At 63.4% G+C, this 19,833-nt stretch carries 14 protein-coding genes; 7 read left to right on the top strand and 7 right to left on the bottom strand.

Annotation, left to right across the window (positions count from 1 at the left end):
* Positions 1–32: 32 nt before the first annotated feature.
* Positions 33–1,394, top strand: coding sequence for an MATE family efflux transporter (locus tag ACODSJ_RS10395; protein ID WP_489101642.1), 1,362 nt, complete (start codon positions 33–35; stop codon positions 1,392–1,394).
* Here the strand turns inward: ACODSJ_RS10395 and ACODSJ_RS10390 are convergent.
* From ACODSJ_RS10390 to ACODSJ_RS10365, 6 genes are all read right to left on the bottom strand, one after another.
* A complete protein-coding gene (locus ACODSJ_RS10390) occupies positions 1,385–2,179 on the bottom strand; it encodes a DUF4123 domain-containing protein (protein WP_489101641.1) in 795 nt (264 codons plus the stop codon). The genes ACODSJ_RS10395 and ACODSJ_RS10390 overlap by 10 nt on opposite strands.
* On the bottom strand, positions 2,176–3,477 hold the full coding sequence (locus ACODSJ_RS10385; RefSeq protein ID WP_489101640.1) for a type VI secretion system Vgr family protein: 1,302 nt from the start codon (positions 3,475–3,477) through the stop codon (positions 2,176–2,178). Before ACODSJ_RS10385 ends, ACODSJ_RS10390 begins: the two co-directional genes overlap by 4 nt.
* Before the next feature lie 443 nt (positions 3,478–3,920).
* Positions 3,921–5,834 carry an arginine decarboxylase gene (gene speA, locus ACODSJ_RS10380; RefSeq protein WP_489101639.1) on the bottom strand — a complete coding sequence of 638 codons (1,914 nt, stop codon included), beginning with the start codon at positions 5,832–5,834 and terminating at the stop codon, positions 3,921–3,923.
* A 212-nt stretch (positions 5,835–6,046) separates the two neighbouring features.
* Positions 6,047–6,418, bottom strand: a complete 372-nt coding sequence (locus ACODSJ_RS10375; protein ID WP_489101638.1) for a translation initiation factor Sui1 — start codon at positions 6,416–6,418, stop codon at positions 6,047–6,049.
* A 169-nt stretch (positions 6,419–6,587) separates the two neighbouring features.
* Positions 6,588–7,145 carry an NUDIX hydrolase gene (locus ACODSJ_RS10370; RefSeq protein WP_489101637.1) on the bottom strand — a complete coding sequence of 186 codons (558 nt, stop codon included), beginning with the start codon at positions 7,143–7,145 and terminating at the stop codon, positions 6,588–6,590.
* A gap of 3 nt (positions 7,146–7,148) precedes the next feature.
* Positions 7,149–8,216 carry a DUF2333 family protein gene (locus ACODSJ_RS10365; protein ID WP_489101636.1) on the bottom strand — a complete coding sequence of 356 codons (1,068 nt, stop codon included), beginning with the start codon at positions 8,214–8,216 and terminating at the stop codon, positions 7,149–7,151.
* Positions 8,217–8,502: 286 nt separating this feature from the next.
* Here ACODSJ_RS10365 and ACODSJ_RS10360 point away from each other — a divergent pair, with 286 nt between their 5' ends.
* The 5 genes from ACODSJ_RS10360 to accC all read left to right on the top strand — a co-directional run bounded on the left by ACODSJ_RS10360 (position 8,503) and on the right by accC (position 14,723).
* Positions 8,503–10,173, top strand: coding sequence for a diguanylate cyclase (locus tag ACODSJ_RS10360; protein ID WP_489101635.1), 1,671 nt, complete (start codon positions 8,503–8,505; stop codon positions 10,171–10,173).
* 52 nt (positions 10,174–10,225) lie between these two features.
* On the top strand, positions 10,226–12,172 hold the full coding sequence (locus tag ACODSJ_RS10355) for a methyl-accepting chemotaxis protein (protein ID WP_489101634.1): 1,947 nt from the start codon (positions 10,226–10,228) through the stop codon (positions 12,170–12,172).
* 215 nt (positions 12,173–12,387) lie between these two features.
* Positions 12,388–12,840, top strand: coding sequence for a type II 3-dehydroquinate dehydratase (aroQ, locus tag ACODSJ_RS10350; protein WP_489101633.1), 453 nt, complete (start codon positions 12,388–12,390; stop codon positions 12,838–12,840).
* A 48-nt stretch (positions 12,841–12,888) separates the two neighbouring features.
* Complete coding sequence (gene accB, locus ACODSJ_RS10345) at positions 12,889–13,350, top strand: acetyl-CoA carboxylase biotin carboxyl carrier protein (protein ID WP_489101632.1); 462 nt, start codon at positions 12,889–12,891, stop codon at positions 13,348–13,350.
* Between the two features lie 17 nt (positions 13,351–13,367).
* Entirely contained in the window at positions 13,368–14,723 is a 1,356-nt protein-coding gene (accC, locus tag ACODSJ_RS10340) for an acetyl-CoA carboxylase biotin carboxylase subunit (protein WP_489101631.1), read from the top strand.
* 72 nt (positions 14,724–14,795) lie between these two features.
* Here the strand turns inward: accC and ACODSJ_RS10335 are convergent, their stop codons facing one another.
* Positions 14,796–18,713 (bottom strand): dermonecrotic toxin domain-containing protein, encoded by a 3,918-nt coding sequence (locus tag ACODSJ_RS10335; RefSeq protein ID WP_489101630.1) that lies wholly within the window; start codon positions 18,711–18,713, stop codon positions 14,796–14,798.
* 239 nt (positions 18,714–18,952) lie between these two features.
* On the opposite strand from ACODSJ_RS10335, the gene prmA reads away from it, so the two are divergent.
* On the top strand, positions 18,953–19,831 hold the full coding sequence (prmA, locus tag ACODSJ_RS10330; RefSeq protein ID WP_489101629.1) for a 50S ribosomal protein L11 methyltransferase: 879 nt from the start codon (positions 18,953–18,955) through the stop codon (positions 19,829–19,831).
* Positions 19,832–19,833 lie beyond the last annotated feature (2 nt).

Genomic DNA, 19,833 nt, shown 5'->3' with positions numbered 1-19,833 from the left:
CCGCTACAATCGCGCTCCATCAAGGAGCCCGCATGTCCAACCTGATCACCGACTGGCGCGACCGCCTCACCCATCGCCGGGTCTGGGCACTGGCAGCGCCGATGATTCTTTCGAACATTTCCGTGCCGCTGGTGGCGCTGGTGGACAGCACCGTCATCGGCCATTTGCCCCACGCCCATCAATTGGGCGCGGTGGCCGTCGGGGCCAGTTTGTACACGGTGTTGGCGTGGGCCATGGGTTTCTTGCGCATGGGCTCCACCGGGTTCGCCGCCCAGGCGGCTGGGCGGGGTGACGGCGCGGCGTTGCGGCAAGTGTTGTTGCAGGGCCTGCTCCTGGCGATGGGGCTGGCGGCATTGCTCGGCGCAGTCGGCGTGCCGTTGAGCGACGTGGCGCTGCGCCTCATGCAGCCCTCCGCCGAACTCAACCAGTTGACCCGGGATTTTTTCCATACCCGACTCTTCGGCTTGCCGGCGGCACTGGCCAGCTATGCGCTGGTGGGCTGGTTCCTCGGCGCCCAGAATGCCCGGGCGCCGCTGGCGATCCTGCTGGTGACCAACCTGGTGAACATCGCCTTGAACCTGTGGTTCGTGATCGGCCTGGACTGGGGAGTGATCGGTTCGGCCCGTGCCTCGGTGGTCGCCGAGTGGACCGGGGCCCTGGTGGGGCTGGCCCTGGCCCGCAAAACGCTGCGGGCATGGCCCGGGCGGATTGCCTGGGCGGCCTTGGGTGCATGGCAGAACTGGCGCCCGCTGCTGGCGGTGAACCGCGACATTTTCATTCGCAGCCTGGCGCTGCAAGCGGTGTTCTTCCTGATCACGGTGCAAGGCGCACGCCTGGGGGACGCGACCGTGGCCGCCAACGCCTTGCTGCTCAACGGCTTGTTACTCACCGCCCATGCCCTTGACGGCCTGGCCCACGCCGTCGAAGCGCTGTGCGGCCATGCCATCGGCGCGCGTGATCGTCAGGTCTTGCGGCGTTCCCTGGTGGTGGCCGGCGGGTGGTCATTGATTGCCAGCGTCGGGTTCGCCTTGCTGTTCATGCTCGCCGGTCACCTGTTCGTCGAGCTGCAAACCAACATCCCCGAGGTACGCGACACGGCGTACCACTACCTGCCGTACCTGGCGGTGTTGCCATTGATTGCGGTGTGGAGCTACCTGCTCGACGGCTTGTTCATCGGCGCCACCCGTGCCCGGGAGATGCGCAACGGCATGTTGCTGACCCTGCTGCTGACAGCGCCCTTCGCCTGGGCGCTGCAAGGGTTGGGCAACCACGGACTGTGGATCACCTTCCTGCTGTTCATGGCACTGCGCAGCCTGACCCTCGGCGCCATCGCCTGGCGCTTGCACCGCGGCGACCACTGGCTCGGTGCGCATGCGGCGAGCGTTCAGCCTTGATCGTCCTGCCATAACCGCCGCAGGTGTTCGAGGCGTTCGCCTTGCGACGCGCCCTTGAATCCGGGCACGGCACGCGCGGTGGGGTGTTGCAGGCGTAGCCATATCCAGCCGTCGAGCACCGCCTGCTCGGTGAACCCCAGCGCCAGTCCTTGCTGCAGATAGTCCCAGAGCAAACGGTAGTCACGTCCGGTGGAGCGTGCCCATTGCCAGGTGTGGCGTTCCAACAGGCATTGCTGCAATCGGCGCTGCTGTCGCTCGCTGAGGCTGTGCTCGTTTTCCAGCGCCGGGACCGCCAGCCCGGGATTGGACAATTGCTGCCAACCCTGGCTGCCGGCCGCCCGGTCGGCCCAGGTCCCCCCGAACCAGCGCAGCAAGCTGATCGGACCCAGCCAGCAACTGAGTTCGCCGGCATCGCAACCGTCGAAGAAATAACTGGCAGTGTGCGGGTTGTAGTAGTTCACCAAGGCCCGGTGATGAGGACCAAGCGTCACGGTGAGCATGCGTCGAAGGTGTGCCAGCAGTGGCCCGACCGGCGCCGTGCTCCTGAGCAGCAGCCCCGGCCAGGCCCCGGCATCAAGATGACACAGGCTCGCCAGCGCCGGGGCTTGCCGAAGGTCCACCAGCAATGGGCCGTGGTCCCTCAAACCCTGCCACTCGGCCCCCTCGAACAGCGCAAAGCACGGGGCCTGGGCGAATTGCTCGTGCAACCGTCGCGCCGCCGTTGGCGCACCGGGCACATCCAGCAGCAGCCAATGAGGCGCAGGCCCAGGCATCGGCGCGCTCATGGCGCACTGCCCGCGCCGTGTCGGGTAAGCAGGCGACAGGTGCACACAGGCTGGGTACAGGGGGTGAAGGGACCGCCTCCGGGGACCAGGCACAACAGGACCAAAGGCTCGCCACTGCGGATCGCGGACAACAGGACCGGGTCGAGCTCGCTGGCAAGAGGCTGGCTCGAAATCGAGTCATCCACCGCCACGGCAGTGGCCGGCGCATCGAGGAACGCACTGATCACCGGACGATCCGGGTCGCCTTCGACAAAGCTCACCAGCACCTCGGTGCCTTCATCGAGGACCGGAGGTCCGTCGCCGGACAGCTCCCGCGCCAGCGGCAACCAGCAATGGCCGGGGCTCGCGCCTTCGCCCTGATAGGTCCAGTCGAACTGCACCGCCACATGCCCGGCCCGTGGCGCCGGCTCCCGCACCTTTATCACCCAGCCACGCTGCCGGCTCGCCATGCGCGGCTTCGCCGGAACCTTGTCGGCAACCAACGGTGCCCCTGCGGGGATGGCCGAAAAGACATTGCGGTACGCCCCGGCGTCGCCGCGATGCTCGACCCTCGTCAACCACCAGCGCCGGTTCCAGCCAGCGAACGGATGGGCTGCCAGCGACAATGCCCGGCCACTGTGCAGGTGCGCCAGATCGCTGCGGCCTTGGGCGAGCTGCGCGCCCGAGGCGTCCGTTCGCACGCGGAAGGCCTGCACCCCGCTCCCCTGGCCCGGGCCGGTGGACACCACCTCGCCAAGGCCTGGAAAGTGCTCGGCGTTGTCGGTGAAAACCACGCAGTGCCCGCCCCGGGCGTGCTCGAAATGAAAGTGGATGCCCGCCTCGGCACACACACGGCGCAAGAACTGCAGGTCCGACTCTCGATACTGGGCACAAAAATCCCGTGGCTGATAATCCCCCGTCAAATCCAGGCACAGGTGGCGGCCACGGATGCCATGCCCCTTGAGCACCTGGCGGATGATCTGCGGCACCGAACTGGCACTGAACACCCGCTGGCTGAAGCGCTGCGCCAGGCAAGCCAGCCTAGGCCCGATGCGCACCCGGCAGCCTGCGCCATGGCATGGCTGGACAAGCTCATGAAGCTGCCCATGAATGCCCCGCTCCGAGTCACCGAAGCTCAACCAGGCGCTGCGATACAGCAAGCCCGACAGGTCCAGTGTCGCGTCGAGGATCAATAACTGCGCTTCAAAAACGAACGGCTCGCTGATGGCTTCGCTACCCGTGAAGGCCACGACGACAAAGGGTTCGGGCAGACCGGCTATCTGCAGACGAAAGGATGGCTCGCTGGCTGGATCGGACATCGGCGTTTCTCTACAGGAGGGGCGGCCGGGGATTCTCGCCGAGAGCCATGGCCGAGTAGAGGGCCGAAGTACAAGTTAGGAAAGGGACTACATGATTTAAGGACACTGCCGGTTAAATGGGCTGCGTCGCCGAAAAAACGGGCCGGCATCAATAAAAATGCCCTTCGCGACTGTCCGAAAATGCCCGCAAGACACGGTGTATTTTCTGACAGCCACGGAGGGCACTGTTGATCTGGGCCCGACACAGTCCTGTGGCGAGGGAGCTTGCTCCCGCTGGGCTGCGGCAGCAGCCCCCCCAAACAGTCAACTCAATTTGCCTGGCACACCGAGTTTTCGGCATTCAGGGCTGCCGCTCCCGAACGCGGACCGGCCCAGCGGGAGCAAGCTCCCTCGCCACAATGAATCCCGCCAACCTGGAGACGGCGATTGACACTATTTCCCCATCAAGAGGACAGATACGACGAACGCGTCAACCCCAACCGCAGCGCATCGAGGAACTGAGTACGCTCGGCGGTGCTGATGCGGGCGCTGGCGCATTTGTCGCGGTAATGAGTCATCAACTCCTCCGGCGACAGGTGCACGTAGCGCAGCATGTCTTCGATGGTGTCGTGGGTCTCGATACCGGCGTGGTACACGCTGCCATCGGCGTTCTGGTAGATGTTCACCGAATCGGTGTCCCCGAACAGGTTGTGCATGTCACCAAGGATTTCCTGGTAAGCGCCGACCAGGAAGATGCCCAGCAGGTAGTCCTCGCCCGACTTGAGCGCGTGGACTGGCAGGCTGGTCTCGATGCTCTGCTCGTCGACGTACTGCTTGATCTTGCCGTCGGAGTCGCAGGTCAGGTCTTGCAGCACGGCGCGGCGCAGCGGCTCTTCGTCCAGGCGATGCAGCGGCAGGATCGGCAACACCTGGCCGATGGCCCAGGTGTCCGGCAGGCTCTGGAATACCGAGAAGTTGCAGATGTACTTGTCGGCCAGCTTGTCGTTGAGTTCGTCCAGCACCTGGCGGTGCGAGCGCTGGCGGGCCTTCAACGAGTTGTGCAGGCGCCGGCACACAGCGAAGTAGCACTGCTCGGCCAGGGCTTTTTCGGCCAGGGTCAGCTTGCCATCGGCGTACTGGGCGGCCACGTCGCTCATGTAGTGGGTGGCGCGCCAGTAGGTCTCGGTGACCATCTCGATGTCGGTCGGGCCCAGCAGGTCGACCAGCCACTGCACGGTTTCCGGCAGCTGTTCCTTGTGGTCAATCGCCGGCACTTCATCGTTGTGCTTCTCGACGTCGGTCACCTGCACCACCAGCATCGCGTGGTGAGCCGTCAGCGAACGGCCGCTTTCGGAGAAGATGTGCGGATGCGGCAGGCTCTGGGCATCGCAGAACTCCTTGAGCATGCCGACCACGACACCGGCGTAGTCGTCCATGTCGTAGTTGATCGAGCTGGCATTGCGCGAGTGGGTACCGTCGTAGTCCACGCCCAGGCCACCGCCGACGTCGATGTGGTCCACCGGCAGACCGAGGTTGCGCAGCTCGCCGTAATAACGGATCGCTTCCTTGAAACCGTGCTGGTAGTCCGCCAGGTTGGCGATCTGCGAGCCCATGTGAAAGTGCAGCAGGCGAATGCCCTGGTCCAGGCCGGCGTCACGGAAGCGCTCGACCACTGACAGCAATTGTGCGGCAGACAAGCCGAACTTGGATTTCTCGCCACCGGTATCGGCCCACTTACTCGACGCCAAAGACGACAGCCGCACCCGCAGGCCCACCTGAGGCTTGACCTTGAGCGACGCCGCTTCGTCGATCACCAGGCCGACTTCGGACTCTTTCTCGATCACGATGAAGACGTTGTGACCCAGCTTCTGGCCCATCAACGCCAGGCGAATGAACTCGCGGTCCTTGTAGCCGTTGCAGACGATGGTCCCGCCTTTCGGCGCCAGGGCCAGCACGGCCAGAAGCTCAGGCTTGGAGCCGGCTTCAAGGCCAATGGAAACATTCTGGGTGGCGATGATGTTTTCGATCACCGCTTCCTGCTGGTTGACCTTGATCGGATAAAGCGCGGTGTACTTGCTCTGGTATTCCAGGCGCGCGATGTTGCTGTCGAACGCGCCGGTCAACTGGCGCACACGGTCTTGCAGGATATCGGGGAAGCGCACCAGCAAGGGCAGCGACAAACCGCTCTGGCGCAGTTGCTCGACTTGCTCGAACAGGTCGATGGGCGAGCTCTCGGGTCCGTTCGGACGAACTTCGACGCGACCGGCGTCATTGATCGCGAAATACCCGGCCCCCCAATGGCGAATCCCGTAAACACTGCGGCTGTCCGCAACTGTCCATTGGCTGCCATCGTCTTTGCGTGTGCGTCGTACGGACATCGAAGTCCCCTATAAAGAAGTCAGAAATTCACCATCCTGTCGGAGGCTGGCGCAGTCTAGAGAGTGAAAATGACGAATTATCTGTCAGCAAGGTAGACCCTGCTCCCAGCGATGAGTTTAGAAACCCGTTCAGAACAGGCTCTGTGAAAACCATGTGGGCGACCTCGGACACCGGGTCCGGATCAAGCCGAAAGTGGTTTTCACAGAGGCTGCTAGCCGCCGGATTTCTTCGCCTTGAAACCGTGTTTGACCAGTTCGGCCAACAACAGCTCGACGTGATCACCCTGGATCTCGATGATGCCGTCCTTCAGCGCGCCACCGGTGCCACAGCGTTTTTTCAACGTGGTAGCCAATTCCTTGAGCGCGTCTTCGGCCAACGGCACGCCGGTGATCGTGGTCACCGTCTTGCCGCCCCGCCCCTTGCTTTCACGGCGCACACGGGCAATGCCGTCTCCGGCGGGGATGACGGTTTGTTTGCAGATGCAGGCATCCACCGGTTGACTGCAACCAGGGCAATGACGACCGGCGTCGGTAGAAAATACCAGGCCGCCCAGGGCGGCGAAGGATGCGGCTTTTTTGGCCACCGGCAATCCTCTTGGGAGGACAAAGACTGGTCGGGGTGCAAAGAGCCTCGACCGCGAAGCCCCACTCAGGCAGGGGCAGCGCTACTGGACCGCAGACGTCGGTCCAGCTTGAAAAGGCGCGCAGTGTAACGGCAAACCATCGACTTGCTAAGAGCCAATCGACGTCAATTTATAGCTTCTTTGCGACGTCGCCGCCATGAACCCGCAAATAGCGTTCAAGGGCCGCCAGAGAGTCCGGACAATAAGGTTTGCGCTGGATTTCATCGAGCACCTGTTCGAGGGGCAGGAAACGTGCTTCGAGGACTTCTTCAGGTTGCAGGACCAGCGGGCCGTCCCACACCGCCGAGAACGCCGAACACCACAACCGGCTCCCGGTGTCTTGGAAATAGAAATGGTCGTGGGCGGTCAGCTCCACACCGCTTACGCCCAGCTCTTCGGCCAGCTCACGGGCGGCCGACTCGGCGTAGGTCTCGTCCGCCTGCACCATGCCGCCCGCCGCCACGTCCCAGAATCCGGGGTAAATGGCCTTGCTCAGGGTTCGCCTGTGCACACACAGCTCACCGGCCGAATTGAACAGCATGATGTAGCTGCCGCGTCCGATCAGGCCGCGCTCGCGCAGGTCCGCGCGCACCAGGCTGCCGAGCAGATTGTCGTGCTCATCGACCCAAGCGATCAGCTCGGCATCAGAGGCCGCTCGGTGAGCGACCTCCCGGGAACGCTCGTTCATGACTCAGCCCTGGTTCAGCAACTGCCGCAAGTCGATCACTGCGGCGTTGGCCCGGGAAATGTAGTTGGCCATCACCAGCGAGTGGTTCGCCAGCACGCCGAAGCCGCTGCCATTGAGGATCATCGGGCTCCAGACAGCTTCCTGGGACGCCTCCAGTTCACGAATGATCTGGCGCACGCTGACCGTAGCGTTCTTTTTCGCCAGCACATCGGCAAAATCCACCTCGATGGCGCGCAGCAGGTGCGACAGCGCCCAGGCCTGGCCGCGGGCTTCATAGAACACGTTGTCGATTTGCAACCAAGGGGTCTCGACCACCTCCTCGTCCACCTGCGGCACCTGGCCTGGGGCCGGGACTTCGGTTTTCAGCGAGGTATTGAGCTTGACCCGGCCCACGCTGGCCGACAGGCGCTGGGACAGCGAGCCCAGGCGGGTACCGACGTCGCCCAGCCAGTTGTTCAGGTTGTCGGCGCGGGCATAGAACAGCGCGCTCTTCTGGTTCGGATCGGACAGGCGCGCCTGATAGCGGCTCAGGGAGTTGATGCCTTCCTGGTACTCGGACTCACTGGACGGCAGCACCCAACTGCGATTGTCGAAGTTGAAACGCGGCTCGGCCTTGGCCAGGTCAGCGTCCTCGGCAGACTGGGACTGGGACCGGGCGAAGTCCTTGCGCAACGCGCGGCTCAGATCACGGACCTGCACCAGAACGCCGTATTCCCAGCTCGGCATGTTGTCCATCCACAGGCCTGGCGGGAAACGGTCGTTGGAAATGTAGCCGCCCGGCTTGGTCAACAGCGTCCCGGCCACCGTCTTGAGGGTCTCGACCGTGGTGTAGCCCACCACCATTTGCCGACCATCCTTTTCGGCCGCCGCCTGGGCATTCTGCTGGACCGGAAACAGCGCGGGCTCCTGGCTCCAGTACCAGCCGACAGCGATGGTCACCAGCAGGTACAGGCCAATCAGCGAGCCCAACGCCCGGCTGAAGAACAGCCCACCCAGGTAGCTGCGGGTGTCCGATTTCGGTTCGGCGGCACGTTCAGGCGCGCTGCCCGCGCGGTTTTTCCAGTCCAGCATGACGATGTCCCTTCAATCACTTGAGTTCACGGTTCGACCACAACCCTACGCCATCGTGCCTGATTTGAAACGCGATAATGTGGCGCCAGATCATGCCTGTCCTGGCAGGGTCGTCGAGCAACCACTATAAAGGAAGCGCCGCCGTCGGTCTGCGAAACTGGCCGGTCATTAACTGAATGTCGCGGCTGGACAGATTATTGACGTATGACACTGATGCATGGGAAAAGAGGTGCTAGCATAGAGCCACTAGTCGACCTCAGCATGCACCCTAACTAGAAGTCAGGATATGACCGAGCCAGAAGACCCCAGCCGTGAGCGCCTCAAGCACCACTTTGCCCAGCGGGTAATTCATCAGGCTCGCCAGATCCTGGAGATCTGGCAGCGCCTGCAACGCAGCGAGTGGTCGAGTACCGATCTGTCGGAGCTCAGCGAAGCCAATCTGCGCCTGCTGCGCTTCGCCGAGCGCTTCGAGCAGCCGGAACACTCCCAGCTAGCCCAGGGCATCAGTCAGTCGCTGCAAGCGGTGAACGACAACCGCGGGCGCCTGAGCAGCCACCTGATCACCGAAATCAATCGCCTGATGCAGCGCCTGTCGCGCACTGGCCTGCGCCATGGCGACCAACTCGAACAGACCTTCCTGCCGCCACTGCGCAAACCTATCTATGTACTGCTGCAGGACCATGACCGCGCCGAGCGCCTGGCCAAGCAACTGGAATTTTTCGGCCTCAGCGCCCAGGCCCTGGACAGCGTGGCGGCGTTCCGCTCCTCGATGGTCGAGCGCCTGCCGGCGGCGATTGTCATGGACGTGGATTTCAGCGGCCCCGGCATCGGCCTGAAACTGGCCGCCGAAGCCCAGCAGGGTTTGGAACAGCCGTTACCACTGCTGTTCTTCAGCCTGCTGGAAACCGATACGCCGACACGCCTGGCCGCCGTGCGCGCCGGCGGGCAGGAATTCCTCACCGGCACGCTCGAGGCGTCGAGCCTGTTGGAAAAGATCGAGGTGCTGACCTGCGTCGCCCAGTACGAACCCTACAAAGTGCTGATCATCGACGACTCCCGCGCCCAGGCCTTGCACACTGAGCGCCTGCTCAACAGCGCCGGCATCGTCACCCGCACGCTGATCGAGCCGATCCAGGCGATGGCCGAGCTGGCGGATTTCCAGCCTGACTTGATCATCCTGGACATGTACATGCCGGCCTGCACCGGCACGGAGCTGGCCAAGGTGATCCGTCACAACGACCGCTACGTCAGCGTACCGATCATTTACTTGTCCGCCGAAGACGACCTGGACAAGCAGCTCGACGCCATGAGCGAGGGCGGCGACGATTTCCTGACCAAACCGATCAAGCCCCGGCACCTGATCACCACCGTGCGCAACCGCGCCGCCCGGGCCCGCAACCTCAAGGCACGGATGGTGCGTGACAGCCTCACCGGCCTGTACAACCACACCCACATTCTGCAACTGCTCGAAGATTGCGGTTTCCGTGCCCGTCGAGAAGGCAAGCCGTTGAGCTTCGCGATGCTGGACATCGACCATTTCAAGCGGGTCAATGACAGCCACGGCCACCCCATGGGCGACCGGGTGATCAAGAGCCTGGCGCTGTTTCTCAAACAGCGCCTGCGCAAGACCGACTTCATCGGCCGCTACGGCGGTGAAGAGTTCGCCATCGTGATGCCTGACACCGACATCGAGGCCGCCTGCAAGGTGCTGGACGAAATCCGCCAACGCTTCGCCGAGATCCACTATCCGGCCCAGCCCCACGACCTGTGGTGCACCTTCAGCGCGGGCGTGGTGCAGATGAGCGAAGAGTCCGACAGCCTGATGATGGCCAGCCAGGCCGACGAAGCGCTGTACCGCGCCAAGCACGCCGGACGCAACCGGGTGCACAGCGCGCGGCAATCACAGCAAAGTGCCACCTTTTCATCAGATTCCACTGATTCGGTCATAAACATGTAATGCAAACGCAATAAATTCAGGCGCTTACGATTCTGCCCTTGGTAGGCCCACGATGCGCCTGAAGCTGCTGACCAATCTCAATACCCTTCTTTTAGTGACTGTTTGCCTGGGCCTGGGGGCCACCTTGTGGTGGTCGCAGGTGGCCCTCGAACGGCCTTACCTGTTGATGGAGCGCTACCTGGGCCTGTCTCGACAGTTCCAGAACGAGGTGGCGCGCAACATTGAAGATTACCTGGGCAGCGGCGACGCCTTGCGCCTGAACAGCGCCACCCAGGCCCTCGAAACCCTGCAGAAAGGCCTGGATCAATTCCCCCTGGAACTGGCCCAGACCCTGCGCCCGAGCCTGTCGAACCTCGATGGCTTCAGCAAGACCGACCTGCTGGCCGCCGGCAAACTGGCCGGCGATCCGCAGGCGCTGTTGTTGCAGGCCGAGCGCGAACTGGGCGCCAATCTCGATCAGTTGGCCCGCTATGCCAATGGCGCCCCGGCGTACCTGCCGCCGCTGTTCGCCGCTTCGCAGCACTTGGGCAGGCTCTCGCTGGCGCGGGACAAATTGGTCAGCAGCGGCCGCAGCGAGCTGGCCGCCGATGTCGAACGGGAGCTGGCCAGCATCCGCCTGGAAGCCGAGCGCCTGGAGGGCTTGCCGCTGCTCGGCGTGACGGCCAGCAACGAAACCGGCAGCGATGATTTCGCCGCGCTGATGGGCCTGCAATCCGAGGAAAAAACCATTGCCGAAGACGCCGGCATCGCCCTCAAGCGCGAGCTCAACAGTTTGCTCGGCCGCTATCCCGCAGAACTTGCACGTACCCGCGAACTGATCCACAAGCGCACCGAGTTGAGCAACACCACTCACCTGAAAACCGCCGATGTGCAGCAAGCGATCGATGCCATGGAGCCTGCGGTCCGGGCCCAGCATGGTCGGATCCAGGGCGAAGTGCGCTTGATCCAGGGCGTGATGATCGGCTTGATCCTGCTGATCGCGCTGCTCATCGATACCCTGCAACGGCGCCTGGCCCGGACCTTGACCCAGCTGGCGCCCGCCCTGTCGACCTGGGCCGAAGGGGATTTCAGCCGAGACATCCAAGTCGATGCCCGCAACCGCGAGTTGAAAGACATCGAGGCGTCGCTCAATCGCCTGCGCGCTTATCTGGTGGACCTGGTGGGCACTATCCGCGTGAACGCCGAACAGGTCGCCGGCAGCAGCCGGACCCTGGCCGAGTTGAGTGGCGAGCTGCACAGCGGGGCCGAGGACCAGGCCGATGACACCGCATTGATCCGAGACTCCCTCGGCGAACTGGAGGCGACCATCCAGCAGGTCGCCGGCGACGCCAGCCAGGCAGCGGACGCCAGCCGCAGCGCCGGACAGGCAGTGGAGCAAGGGCAGAAGGTCATCGGCCTGAGCCTCACGGGCTTGCACGCGTTGGTGGGTGAAGTTCAGGACAATGCGCAGATGATCGAACAACTGGCCGAGGAATCCGCCACCATTGGCGGCGTGCTGACGGTGATTCGCTCGATTGCCGACCAGACCAACCTGCTGGCCTTGAACGCCGCCATCGAGGCCGCCCGCGCCGGGGAAATGGGCCGTGGCTTTGCCGTGGTGGCCGAAGAAGTCCGCTCCCTGGCCCAGCGTACGGCAGGTGCCACCGCCGAAATCCAGGAGTTGATCGCCGGCTTGCAACTGGCCGCGCGTCAATCGGTGGAGGGCATGCGCGCCCAGGTCGAACACGCCGAGGCCACCGCCAGCCAGGCGCAAGCGGCTGACGGCGCGCTGGACGAGATCGTCGGCGCCATCCAGACCATCTCCGCCACAGCCGTGCGCATCGCCGACGTCACCGCCCAACAAAGCGGCGCCGTCAGCGAAATCCGCGATCACAGCGAACGGATTCACCAACTGGGCGGGGACAACCTGCAGCGCATCGGCCAAGGGCGGGAACAGGGCGACAACCTGCTGGTGCTGGGGGGACGGCTGCACACGGCGGTGCAGGCGTTTCGGGTTTGACCTCAATACACATGACAACCCAGGGTGGGCACAGATCCTCGGCCCACCACAGATTTCCTGTGGGAGCAGGGTGACCGAATCAATAATCACGGTCACAAACTTCGCGCAAACATCGGTCATCGTGCTGGCTATTGCCGAGAACTGGACAGTCATCAAGGCTTTGCGGCATAGTCGCCGGGTTCTGATACTCGCTCACAGATAACAAGGAACAGCTGATGGCGACCCTTCTGGTCCTGCACGGACCCAACCTGAACCTGCTTGGCACCCGTGAACCGGGCGTCTACGGGGCCGTCACACTGGCCCAGATCAACCAGGACCTGGAGCAGCGGGCCCGGGATGCCGGCCATCATTTGCTCTATCTGCAAAGCAACGCCGAGTATGAATTGATCGACCGCATCCATGCCGCGCGCGACGAGGGCGTGGATTTCATTTTGATCAATCCAGCAGCTTTTACACACACAAGTGTCGCATTACGTGACGCGTTGCTGGCGGTGAGCATCCCATTCATCGAAGTGCACTTGTCCAACGTGCATAAACGCGAACCTTTCCGCCATCACTCTTATTTCTCCGATGTAGCGGTAGGAGTGATCTGCGGCCTTGGCGCCAGCGGTTACCGACTGGCCCTGGAGGCCGCCCTAGAGCAGCTTGAAACACAGGCAACGGCTTGAATAACAAGCGTTAAACGCCCCTGACCGACCCTTGGGAGTTGATGATTCATGGATATCCGTAAAGTTAAGAAACTGATCGAATTGCTGGAAGAGTCCGGCATCGACGAGCTGGAAATCAAGGAAGGCGAAGAGTCCGTACGCATCAGCCGCCACAGCAAGACCCCAGCCCAACCGTACTACGCGCCAGCCCCGGTACACGTACCGGCCGCTGCACCGGCTCCGGCTGCTGCCCCAGCTGCCGCCGCTCCAGCAGCACCTGCCGCTCCAGCGCTCAACGGCACCGTTGCCCGCTCGCCGATGGTAGGTACTTTCTATCGCAAGTCTTCCCCGTCCTCGCCAGCCTTCGTTGAAGTCGGCCAGACCGTGAAGAAAGGCGACACCCTGTGCATCGTCGAAGCCATGAAGATGATGAACCACATCGAAGCTGAAACCAGCGGTGTGATCGAATCCATCCTCGTCGAAGACGGCCAGCCGGTTGAGTACGACCAACCGCTGTTCACCATCGTTTGAACCGCGGAGAGCCTTTGATGACTGCGAAGTTGGAAAAAGTTCTGATCGCTAACCGCGGTGAGATCGCCCTGCGGATTCTGCGTGCCTGCAAAGAGATGGGCATCAAGACCGTCGCCGTTTACTCCAAGGCCGACAAAGAACTGATGCACCTGGGCCTGGCGGACGAATCCGTCTGCATCGGTCCGGCGTCGGCTGCGCACTCCTACCTGCACATCCCGGCGATCATCGCCGCTGCCGAAGTGACCGGCGCCACTGCCATTCACCCTGGCTACGGTTTCCTGGCGGAAAACGCCGACTTCGCCGAACAGGTGGAGAACTCCGGTTTTGCCTTCATCGGCCCGAAAGCCGAAACCATCCGCCTGATGGGCGACAAGGTATCGGCCAAGCACGCCATGATCGCTGCCGGCGTCCCGACCGTTCCGGGTTCCGACGGCCCGCTGCCTGAAGACGAAGAAACCGCCTTGCGCATCGGTCGCGAAGTCGGTTACCCGGTGATCATCAAGGCCGCTGGCGGCGGCGGTGGTCGCGGCATGCGCGTGGTGCACAAGGAAGAAGACCTGATCGCCTCGGCGAAACTGACCCGTTCCGAAGCTGGCGCGGCGTTCGGCAACCCGATGGTCTACCTGGAAAAATTCCTGACCAACCCGCGTCACGTCGAAGTCCAGGTGCTGTCCGACGGCCAGGGCAACGCCATCCACCTGGGCGACCGCGATTGCTCGCTGCAACGTCGTCACCAGAAGGTCCTCGAAGAAGCGCCGGCACCGGGCATCGACGAGAAGGCCCGCCAGGAAGTCCTGGCACGTTGCGTCAAGGCTTGCATCGACATCGGCTATCGCGGCGCCGGTACCTTCGAGTTCCTGTACGAGAACGGTCGTTTCTACTTCATCGAAATGAACACCCGTGTTCAGGTGGAGCACCCGGTTTCGGAAATGGTCACCGGTATCGACATCGTCAAGGAGATGCTCAGCATCGCCGCCGGCAACAAGCTGTCGTTCACCCAGGATGACGTGGTCATCCGCGGTCACGCGCTGGAATGCCGGATCAACGCCGAAGACCCGAAAACCTTCATGCCAAGCCCAGGCACGGTCAAGCATTTCCATGCCCCGGGCGGCAATGGCGTTCGCGTCGATTCGCACCTGTACAGCGGTTATGCCGTTCCACCGAACTACGATTCTTTGATCGGCAAGCTGATCACCTACGGGGCAACCCGTGACGAAGCCATGGCGCGCATGCGCAATGCGCTGGACGAGATCGTGGTGGACGGGATCAAGACCAACATCCCGCTGCACCGCGACCTGGTTCGTGACGAAGGCTTCTGCAAAGGCGGCGTCAACATCCATTACCTGGAGCACAAGCTGGGCAGCCAGCATTGATGTTTCGCGTGATGTAAAAAAGACCCCGGTCCATTGGCCGGGGTCTTTTTTTTGCGTTCGACAAATAACCAATCAGCTCAGCGCCACCGTGGAGAACGCCTGGGCCTCGATCTGCGACGCCGTCGCCGGCCTGCCCTGCAAGGTGCTGATGGCACCGTTGGCATTGGCGACCAAAGGATCGCTGCGCAAGCGCGTCATGAACCCGCGGGCGCGCACCGACACCGGGTCACCGCTCTTTTTCGCCCGTGCCAGCACCGGTATGTAGTAGCGCTCGACCTGGCTGCGGGACGTCTTGAACACCGACGTGACCCCACTGCTCAAGTCCAGTGACACACCGTAGGTATTGCCGAAGCAGGAAGAATACGACCAGTGATCCCAGGTGGGTCGCAGGCCCTGGCGCCTCATCGCCGAGCGGACCCGACCGCCAATGTCGGCGCCCGTCAGCCAATCCCCGCCCACCAGGGTGGCACGAATATCCCGGGGCGCTCCGCCCAGCCGCTGTGTCACGTCCCGGAGACTGCGCTCGATCAGCGCGCGGATGTTGTGATCGAAATGAACGACGGCCCCGGTCCTGGTGGTCGGGTTGTACAACGATGCGATCACGCACGTCTGCGCGTTCAGGGAGAACAGATAGTTGTCCGCCACCGCATCGCTGAACCTCGCCACCACGGCCTCGCCCTGCAACGCCCCCCTCGATACGTCCGGGAAGACATGCCCGGGAAACGCCTCCCGCAAATCGCTCACCCGCCCGAGGACATGCGCATGTTCATTGCCGCCTCTCAAGCCGACCTCGTTGTGCGCCCATTTGCCATTGCCCATCCTGCGAATGGGCAAGTTGTACAAGGCACCCGGGCGGCTGGCGTCCACCAGGCACAAGCCGCCGAAATAGGGGTCTTCCTTCACTTGGAAATACTTGCCCCTGCTGCGTATGAAATAGGTGTTGAGCGGCTGCGATGCGCTGGACGGGCTGCGATAGGTGCCCTGGAAAATCCCCTCCTCGGTCACCCACTCCAGGTTCTCGGGGGTTTTACTCACGGCCTGCCTGGGCTTGAAGCGTAGGGGCGGGATGATCGGCCCGACGTCCTTGGCAAGCCGCGGCGGCACAAGCCCCAAGCGCTGCGCGGACAGTGACAGCGGCTTGAGGACAAGCTTCAGGCTCCTGGCCGCTGTCCCCAGCAACGTAGCGACGGTTCCTGCCCCCAGCGCGGCGAACAGCACTCCCCAGGAGGCCATCGCCCATTGCCCCAGCGCGCGATCCGTGTCGCCCTGCCAATGCGCTTCGACGGCCTGCCCGGCGCTCGCGGCAATTAACGCGACATCCAGCAGCAAGGCAAAAGGGGGATAAACCAGGCACACCGGTGCCGACGCAAACAACAGCCCCTTGATGACCTGCTGCCTGATCACTTCGGCACGGCTGCGGGTGACGTCCTCCACATCGTTGACCGCGCGCTCGACGGATGCATCGAACTCTGCCTGGATATCGTTCACGCGATGGAGTTCGCGCAACGCATCAACGCCCATGCTCGCCGTCGCCAGCGCCACCAGTGAGCGCCGGACAACCGTGCGGGCACTGAGTGCGACCCGCTCCAGTACATAATCCTGCAGGCGCGCCGCGACTTTCCCGGCAAAGTCCTGGTACCTGCGAAACGCGATACCGTCCGGCGCGTCCGGCGTATACAGCCAATACGAGCCCTTCGGATCGAAGTAAGTGAAAACGTAGGCCCCCATGACGACATGGCCGCCCACCGAAAACCTGATCACACCTTCACGCTGCACGACAGCACCCGGATACACCGGACCGGACAGCGCCACCGGCCCACTCAACAGGGTGACTTGGCGAGTGAGCCACCAGAATTCGTTCGCGCTCAATTGCGACTTGCCCATTGCGACACGCAGGTCACGGTCCATCCGGGTCAGCAGCAGGTTGCGGTAGGCGTTGCGGCGCGCGTTGTATTCCGGGGCGCCGGCATCGAGAAACCGGGCGCGGACCTCCCGCGCATATTGCTCCCCCACGTAGGCTCGCCGCAGATAGCTCGCCAGCTCCGCACTGCGAACCTGCCTCAGGTCCTGCCCCACCGCCGAGCGCACCCCTTTTCGCGGGTTGTCGATCCCCGAGTTGTCGTCGTAGCCATAGATGGCAAGCTCCAGCAGGCTGGCGACTTTCGTCTTGCCATCGGCCAACCCCGGGTTGTAGTCGATGAGCACCGTTGCAGGATCGACCGGCTCCTGCACACCCTTGCTGCGCAGGTAAGGGGCAATGGCCTGGGTGACGGTCCGCTTGGCGAAATCCACGAAGACTTCGTAGCCCTCGACCTGCTGGTTGAACACTGCCTGATGAACCAGAAGCTCCTGGTTCAGGCTGCTGAGGTTTCGCCGGGAATCCAGCGTCAGGGCGGCGTACCAGCGAGGCGATTCGTCCAGTTCCACCTGCGCAAGATGGCTGTCCAGGCCCCTTGCAACGACGTCTTCAAGACAAGCCCTGAACCCGGCCACCGCCCCACGAAGGTCCTTGCTCGAATCCCAGGTCGTCGGCTTGTCTGCCACGCGGGCAAAGTATTCCCGGGCGTCACCGCGCGCCCGTGGCACGATCCGCTGGAGCAAATATTCGCGACCGGCTTCGCCACGGGTCCATGCTCCGATCTCCACGCTCACTGCCCACAGCGAGGGCAGCTCGATCCACTCCTGGCCGTCCGGCTTGTCGGGGGCGTAGAGCAACAGGTCGCCTTGCAGGTCCGGGGGATAGAACAGCAGTAAATCGGCGCAGTGCAGAGCATTGGGAAGCACCACGCCGCTGACCCGCAAGACACCGGCCTGCGCCGAAGGCTCGCCATCCCACAGGGCTTTGACCGCGTCGTGATTGGCCTCCTTCAGGTGACCTGCGCAGCGGGCAACGAACGCGCTTTGCTGCAACCGTGCCGAGAGCCAATCGAACAGAGCATCTTTCAGGTCCCTGCGGGCATACCGCTCGACCAGAGCTTGCCAGTAGCCGGCCGGGGCATCGACCTGCGCCAGCAACTGGCTCATGAATGCCGGTGAAAGCGCCTGGTTGCGCAGCATGGCGCCGTTTTCCACCCGCCACACCGAAATGGCATCCGGCCTGAGCGGACCGGCCGCCAGCCACTCGCTCAGGCTGCGGGTATGCAGCGGCTGGCCCATTACGCTTCGCCACTGCAGTTGCACCCGAACGCTATCGGGCTCGACCTCCATGTCCAGTTCTTGCCGGACATAGTCCCTGGCCAATTGCCGGGCGAACGCCTGCAACGACCCCAGGCCATCGAGCAGCCTGTCCACCAGCGCCTGTGCCTGGGAGGTCTGCTCCTGGAAAACCTTCAGGCGCCTGCGGTCAACGTCGTCCAGGCCTCGCAGCCAGTCAGGCAGTTGCAGGCGGGTGATCGCCTGCAGGATCTGACGCTCCGACGCCGTCGCCAACGTCGTCAATTGGCTCATCCGACGCCAGCCCTCCTGGAGCGTATCAAGCTTGTCCCGCAGCGCATCGACGTCCAGGCCTGCCAATGGGTCCGGCCGCAGGATCAGGGCGACGTCCGCCAAGTGATCGTCGAGCCGTTGCTCGACCAGCTCCGCCAGGGACGCATCGCCCGACGCCATGTTCCAATGCCGATGCAGGGCGTCCCGGTAGTGGCTGACAAAACCCGACGCGGCACTCTCAACCACCTGGGCAATGGCCTCCTGGCGCTCGACCGGCATTCCCTGGTCGACACCGCCCGCCCACCGGTAGGGCACGTCGTACGCTTCGTCGGGCATGATCGGCCGCGGGTCGATCAGCCGTTGCAGCACCGTATCGAGCAGAGTGTCGATGAAGTGCGGATCGATGTTGCCTTGGTGGTACCGGGTGCGAAGCTCCACCAGCAGGTACTCCTCCAGCACCTCCAGCACGCTCATCTGGGTTTGCAGCCGCGTGTCGATGGTCGCCTGCCAACGCGCCAGTCTTTCGAGGATGGCCTGCGCCGTTGCCGCCGGCGGGGAAGCCATTGCTGCCGCGCCACTTACGTTTCCTTGCCGCTGGGCCGTGTTGTCCATCACATTCCTCCCTGTTGTGTGGACCGGCACCTTATCTGCCCTGCGGCATGTCCAAGGCATACATATATATATCGAAACACCCACCCGGGCCGCGCAGACGCGCTTATCCACTTTGCCAGCGACCTGGCGTACACTGCGCGCCTTTGCAGCCACGCGCTGCCCCCTGTCGATATTTTTCAAAGGTGCCCGCCATGCCTTGGCTGCAAGTACGCCTGGCTATCAGCCCGGAACAAGCTGAAACCTACGAAGATGCGTTTCTTGAAGTAGGCGCAGTCTCGGTCACCTTCATGGACGCCGAAGACCAGCCGATCTTCGAACCGGAACTCAATACCACCCCGCTGTGGTCCCACACCCACCTGCTGGCCCTGTTCGAAGGCGGCACCGAGGCGGCCAGCGTACTCGCCCATCTCGAACTGCTGACCGGCAGCCCGTTGCCCGAACATCACAGCGAAGTGATCGAAGACCAGGACTGGGAACGCAGCTGGATGGACAACTTCCAGCCGATGCGTTTCGGCCAGCGCCTGTGGATCGTACCGAGCTGGCACGCCGCGCCGGAGCCGGATGCCGTCAACCTGCTGCTGGACCCGGGCCTGGCCTTCGGCACCGGCACCCACCCGACCACCGCGCTGTGCCTGGAATGGCTCGACGGTCAGGACCTGAAAGGCTGCAACGTGCTCGACTTCGGCTGCGGCTCGGGGATCCTGGCCATTGCCGCCCTGCTGCTGGGTGCGCGGGAAGCGGTTGGCACCGACATCGATGTCCAGGCCCTGGAAGCCTCACGCGACAACGCCGGGCGCAACCACATCGACCCGGCGTCGTTCCCGTTGTACCTGCCGCAAGACTTACCACCGGTACCGGCCGATGTGCTGGTGGCCAATATCCTGGCCGGACCATTGGTCTCCCTGGCGCCGCAACTGTCGAGCCTGGTCAAGCCGGGCGGACGCCTGGCGCTGTCGGGCATCCTCGCCGAACAGGGCGAGGAAGTCGCTGCAGCCTATGCCGCCGACTTTGACCTGGACCCGATCGCCAATCGCGATGGCTGGGTGCGCATCACCGGGCGTCGGCGCTAGAA

It is taken from the genome of Pseudomonas sp. FG6 (assembly GCF_057809015.1).
This window is presented reverse-complemented; position numbering and strand designations above follow the sequence as displayed.

What these genes read in the sequence shown, in the direction of transcription:
- accB (WP_489101632.1), top strand. Translation starts at nt 12,889, where the DNA reads ATGGATATCCGTAAAGTTAAGAAACTGATCGAATTGCTGGAAGAGTCC.
- speA (WP_489101639.1), bottom strand. Translation starts at nt 5,834, where the DNA reads ATGTCCGTACGACGCACACGCAAAGACGATGGCAGCCAATGGACAGTT.
- ACODSJ_RS10370 (WP_489101637.1), bottom strand. Translation starts at nt 7,145, where the DNA reads ATGAACGAGCGTTCCCGGGAGGTCGCTCACCGAGCGGCCTCTGATGCC.
- ACODSJ_RS10365 (WP_489101636.1), bottom strand. Translation starts at nt 8,216, where the DNA reads ATGCTGGACTGGAAAAACCGCGCGGGCAGCGCGCCTGAACGTGCCGCC.
- aroQ (WP_489101633.1), top strand. Translation starts at nt 12,388, where the DNA reads ATGGCGACCCTTCTGGTCCTGCACGGACCCAACCTGAACCTGCTTGGC.
- prmA (WP_489101629.1), top strand. Translation starts at nt 18,953, where the DNA reads ATGCCTTGGCTGCAAGTACGCCTGGCTATCAGCCCGGAACAAGCTGAA.
- ACODSJ_RS10385 (WP_489101640.1), bottom strand. Translation starts at nt 3,477, where the DNA reads ATGTCCGATCCAGCCAGCGAGCCATCCTTTCGTCTGCAGATAGCCGGT.
- ACODSJ_RS10360 (WP_489101635.1), top strand. Translation starts at nt 8,503, where the DNA reads ATGACCGAGCCAGAAGACCCCAGCCGTGAGCGCCTCAAGCACCACTTT.
- accC (WP_489101631.1), top strand. Translation starts at nt 13,368, where the DNA reads ATGACTGCGAAGTTGGAAAAAGTTCTGATCGCTAACCGCGGTGAGATC.
- ACODSJ_RS10355 (WP_489101634.1), top strand. Translation starts at nt 10,226, where the DNA reads ATGCGCCTGAAGCTGCTGACCAATCTCAATACCCTTCTTTTAGTGACT.
- ACODSJ_RS10395 (WP_489101642.1), top strand. Translation starts at nt 33, where the DNA reads ATGTCCAACCTGATCACCGACTGGCGCGACCGCCTCACCCATCGCCGG.
- ACODSJ_RS10335 (WP_489101630.1), bottom strand. Translation starts at nt 18,713, where the DNA reads ATGGCTTCCCCGCCGGCGGCAACGGCGCAGGCCATCCTCGAAAGACTG.
- ACODSJ_RS10390 (WP_489101641.1), bottom strand. Translation starts at nt 2,179, where the DNA reads ATGAGCGCGCCGATGCCTGGGCCTGCGCCTCATTGGCTGCTGCTGGAT.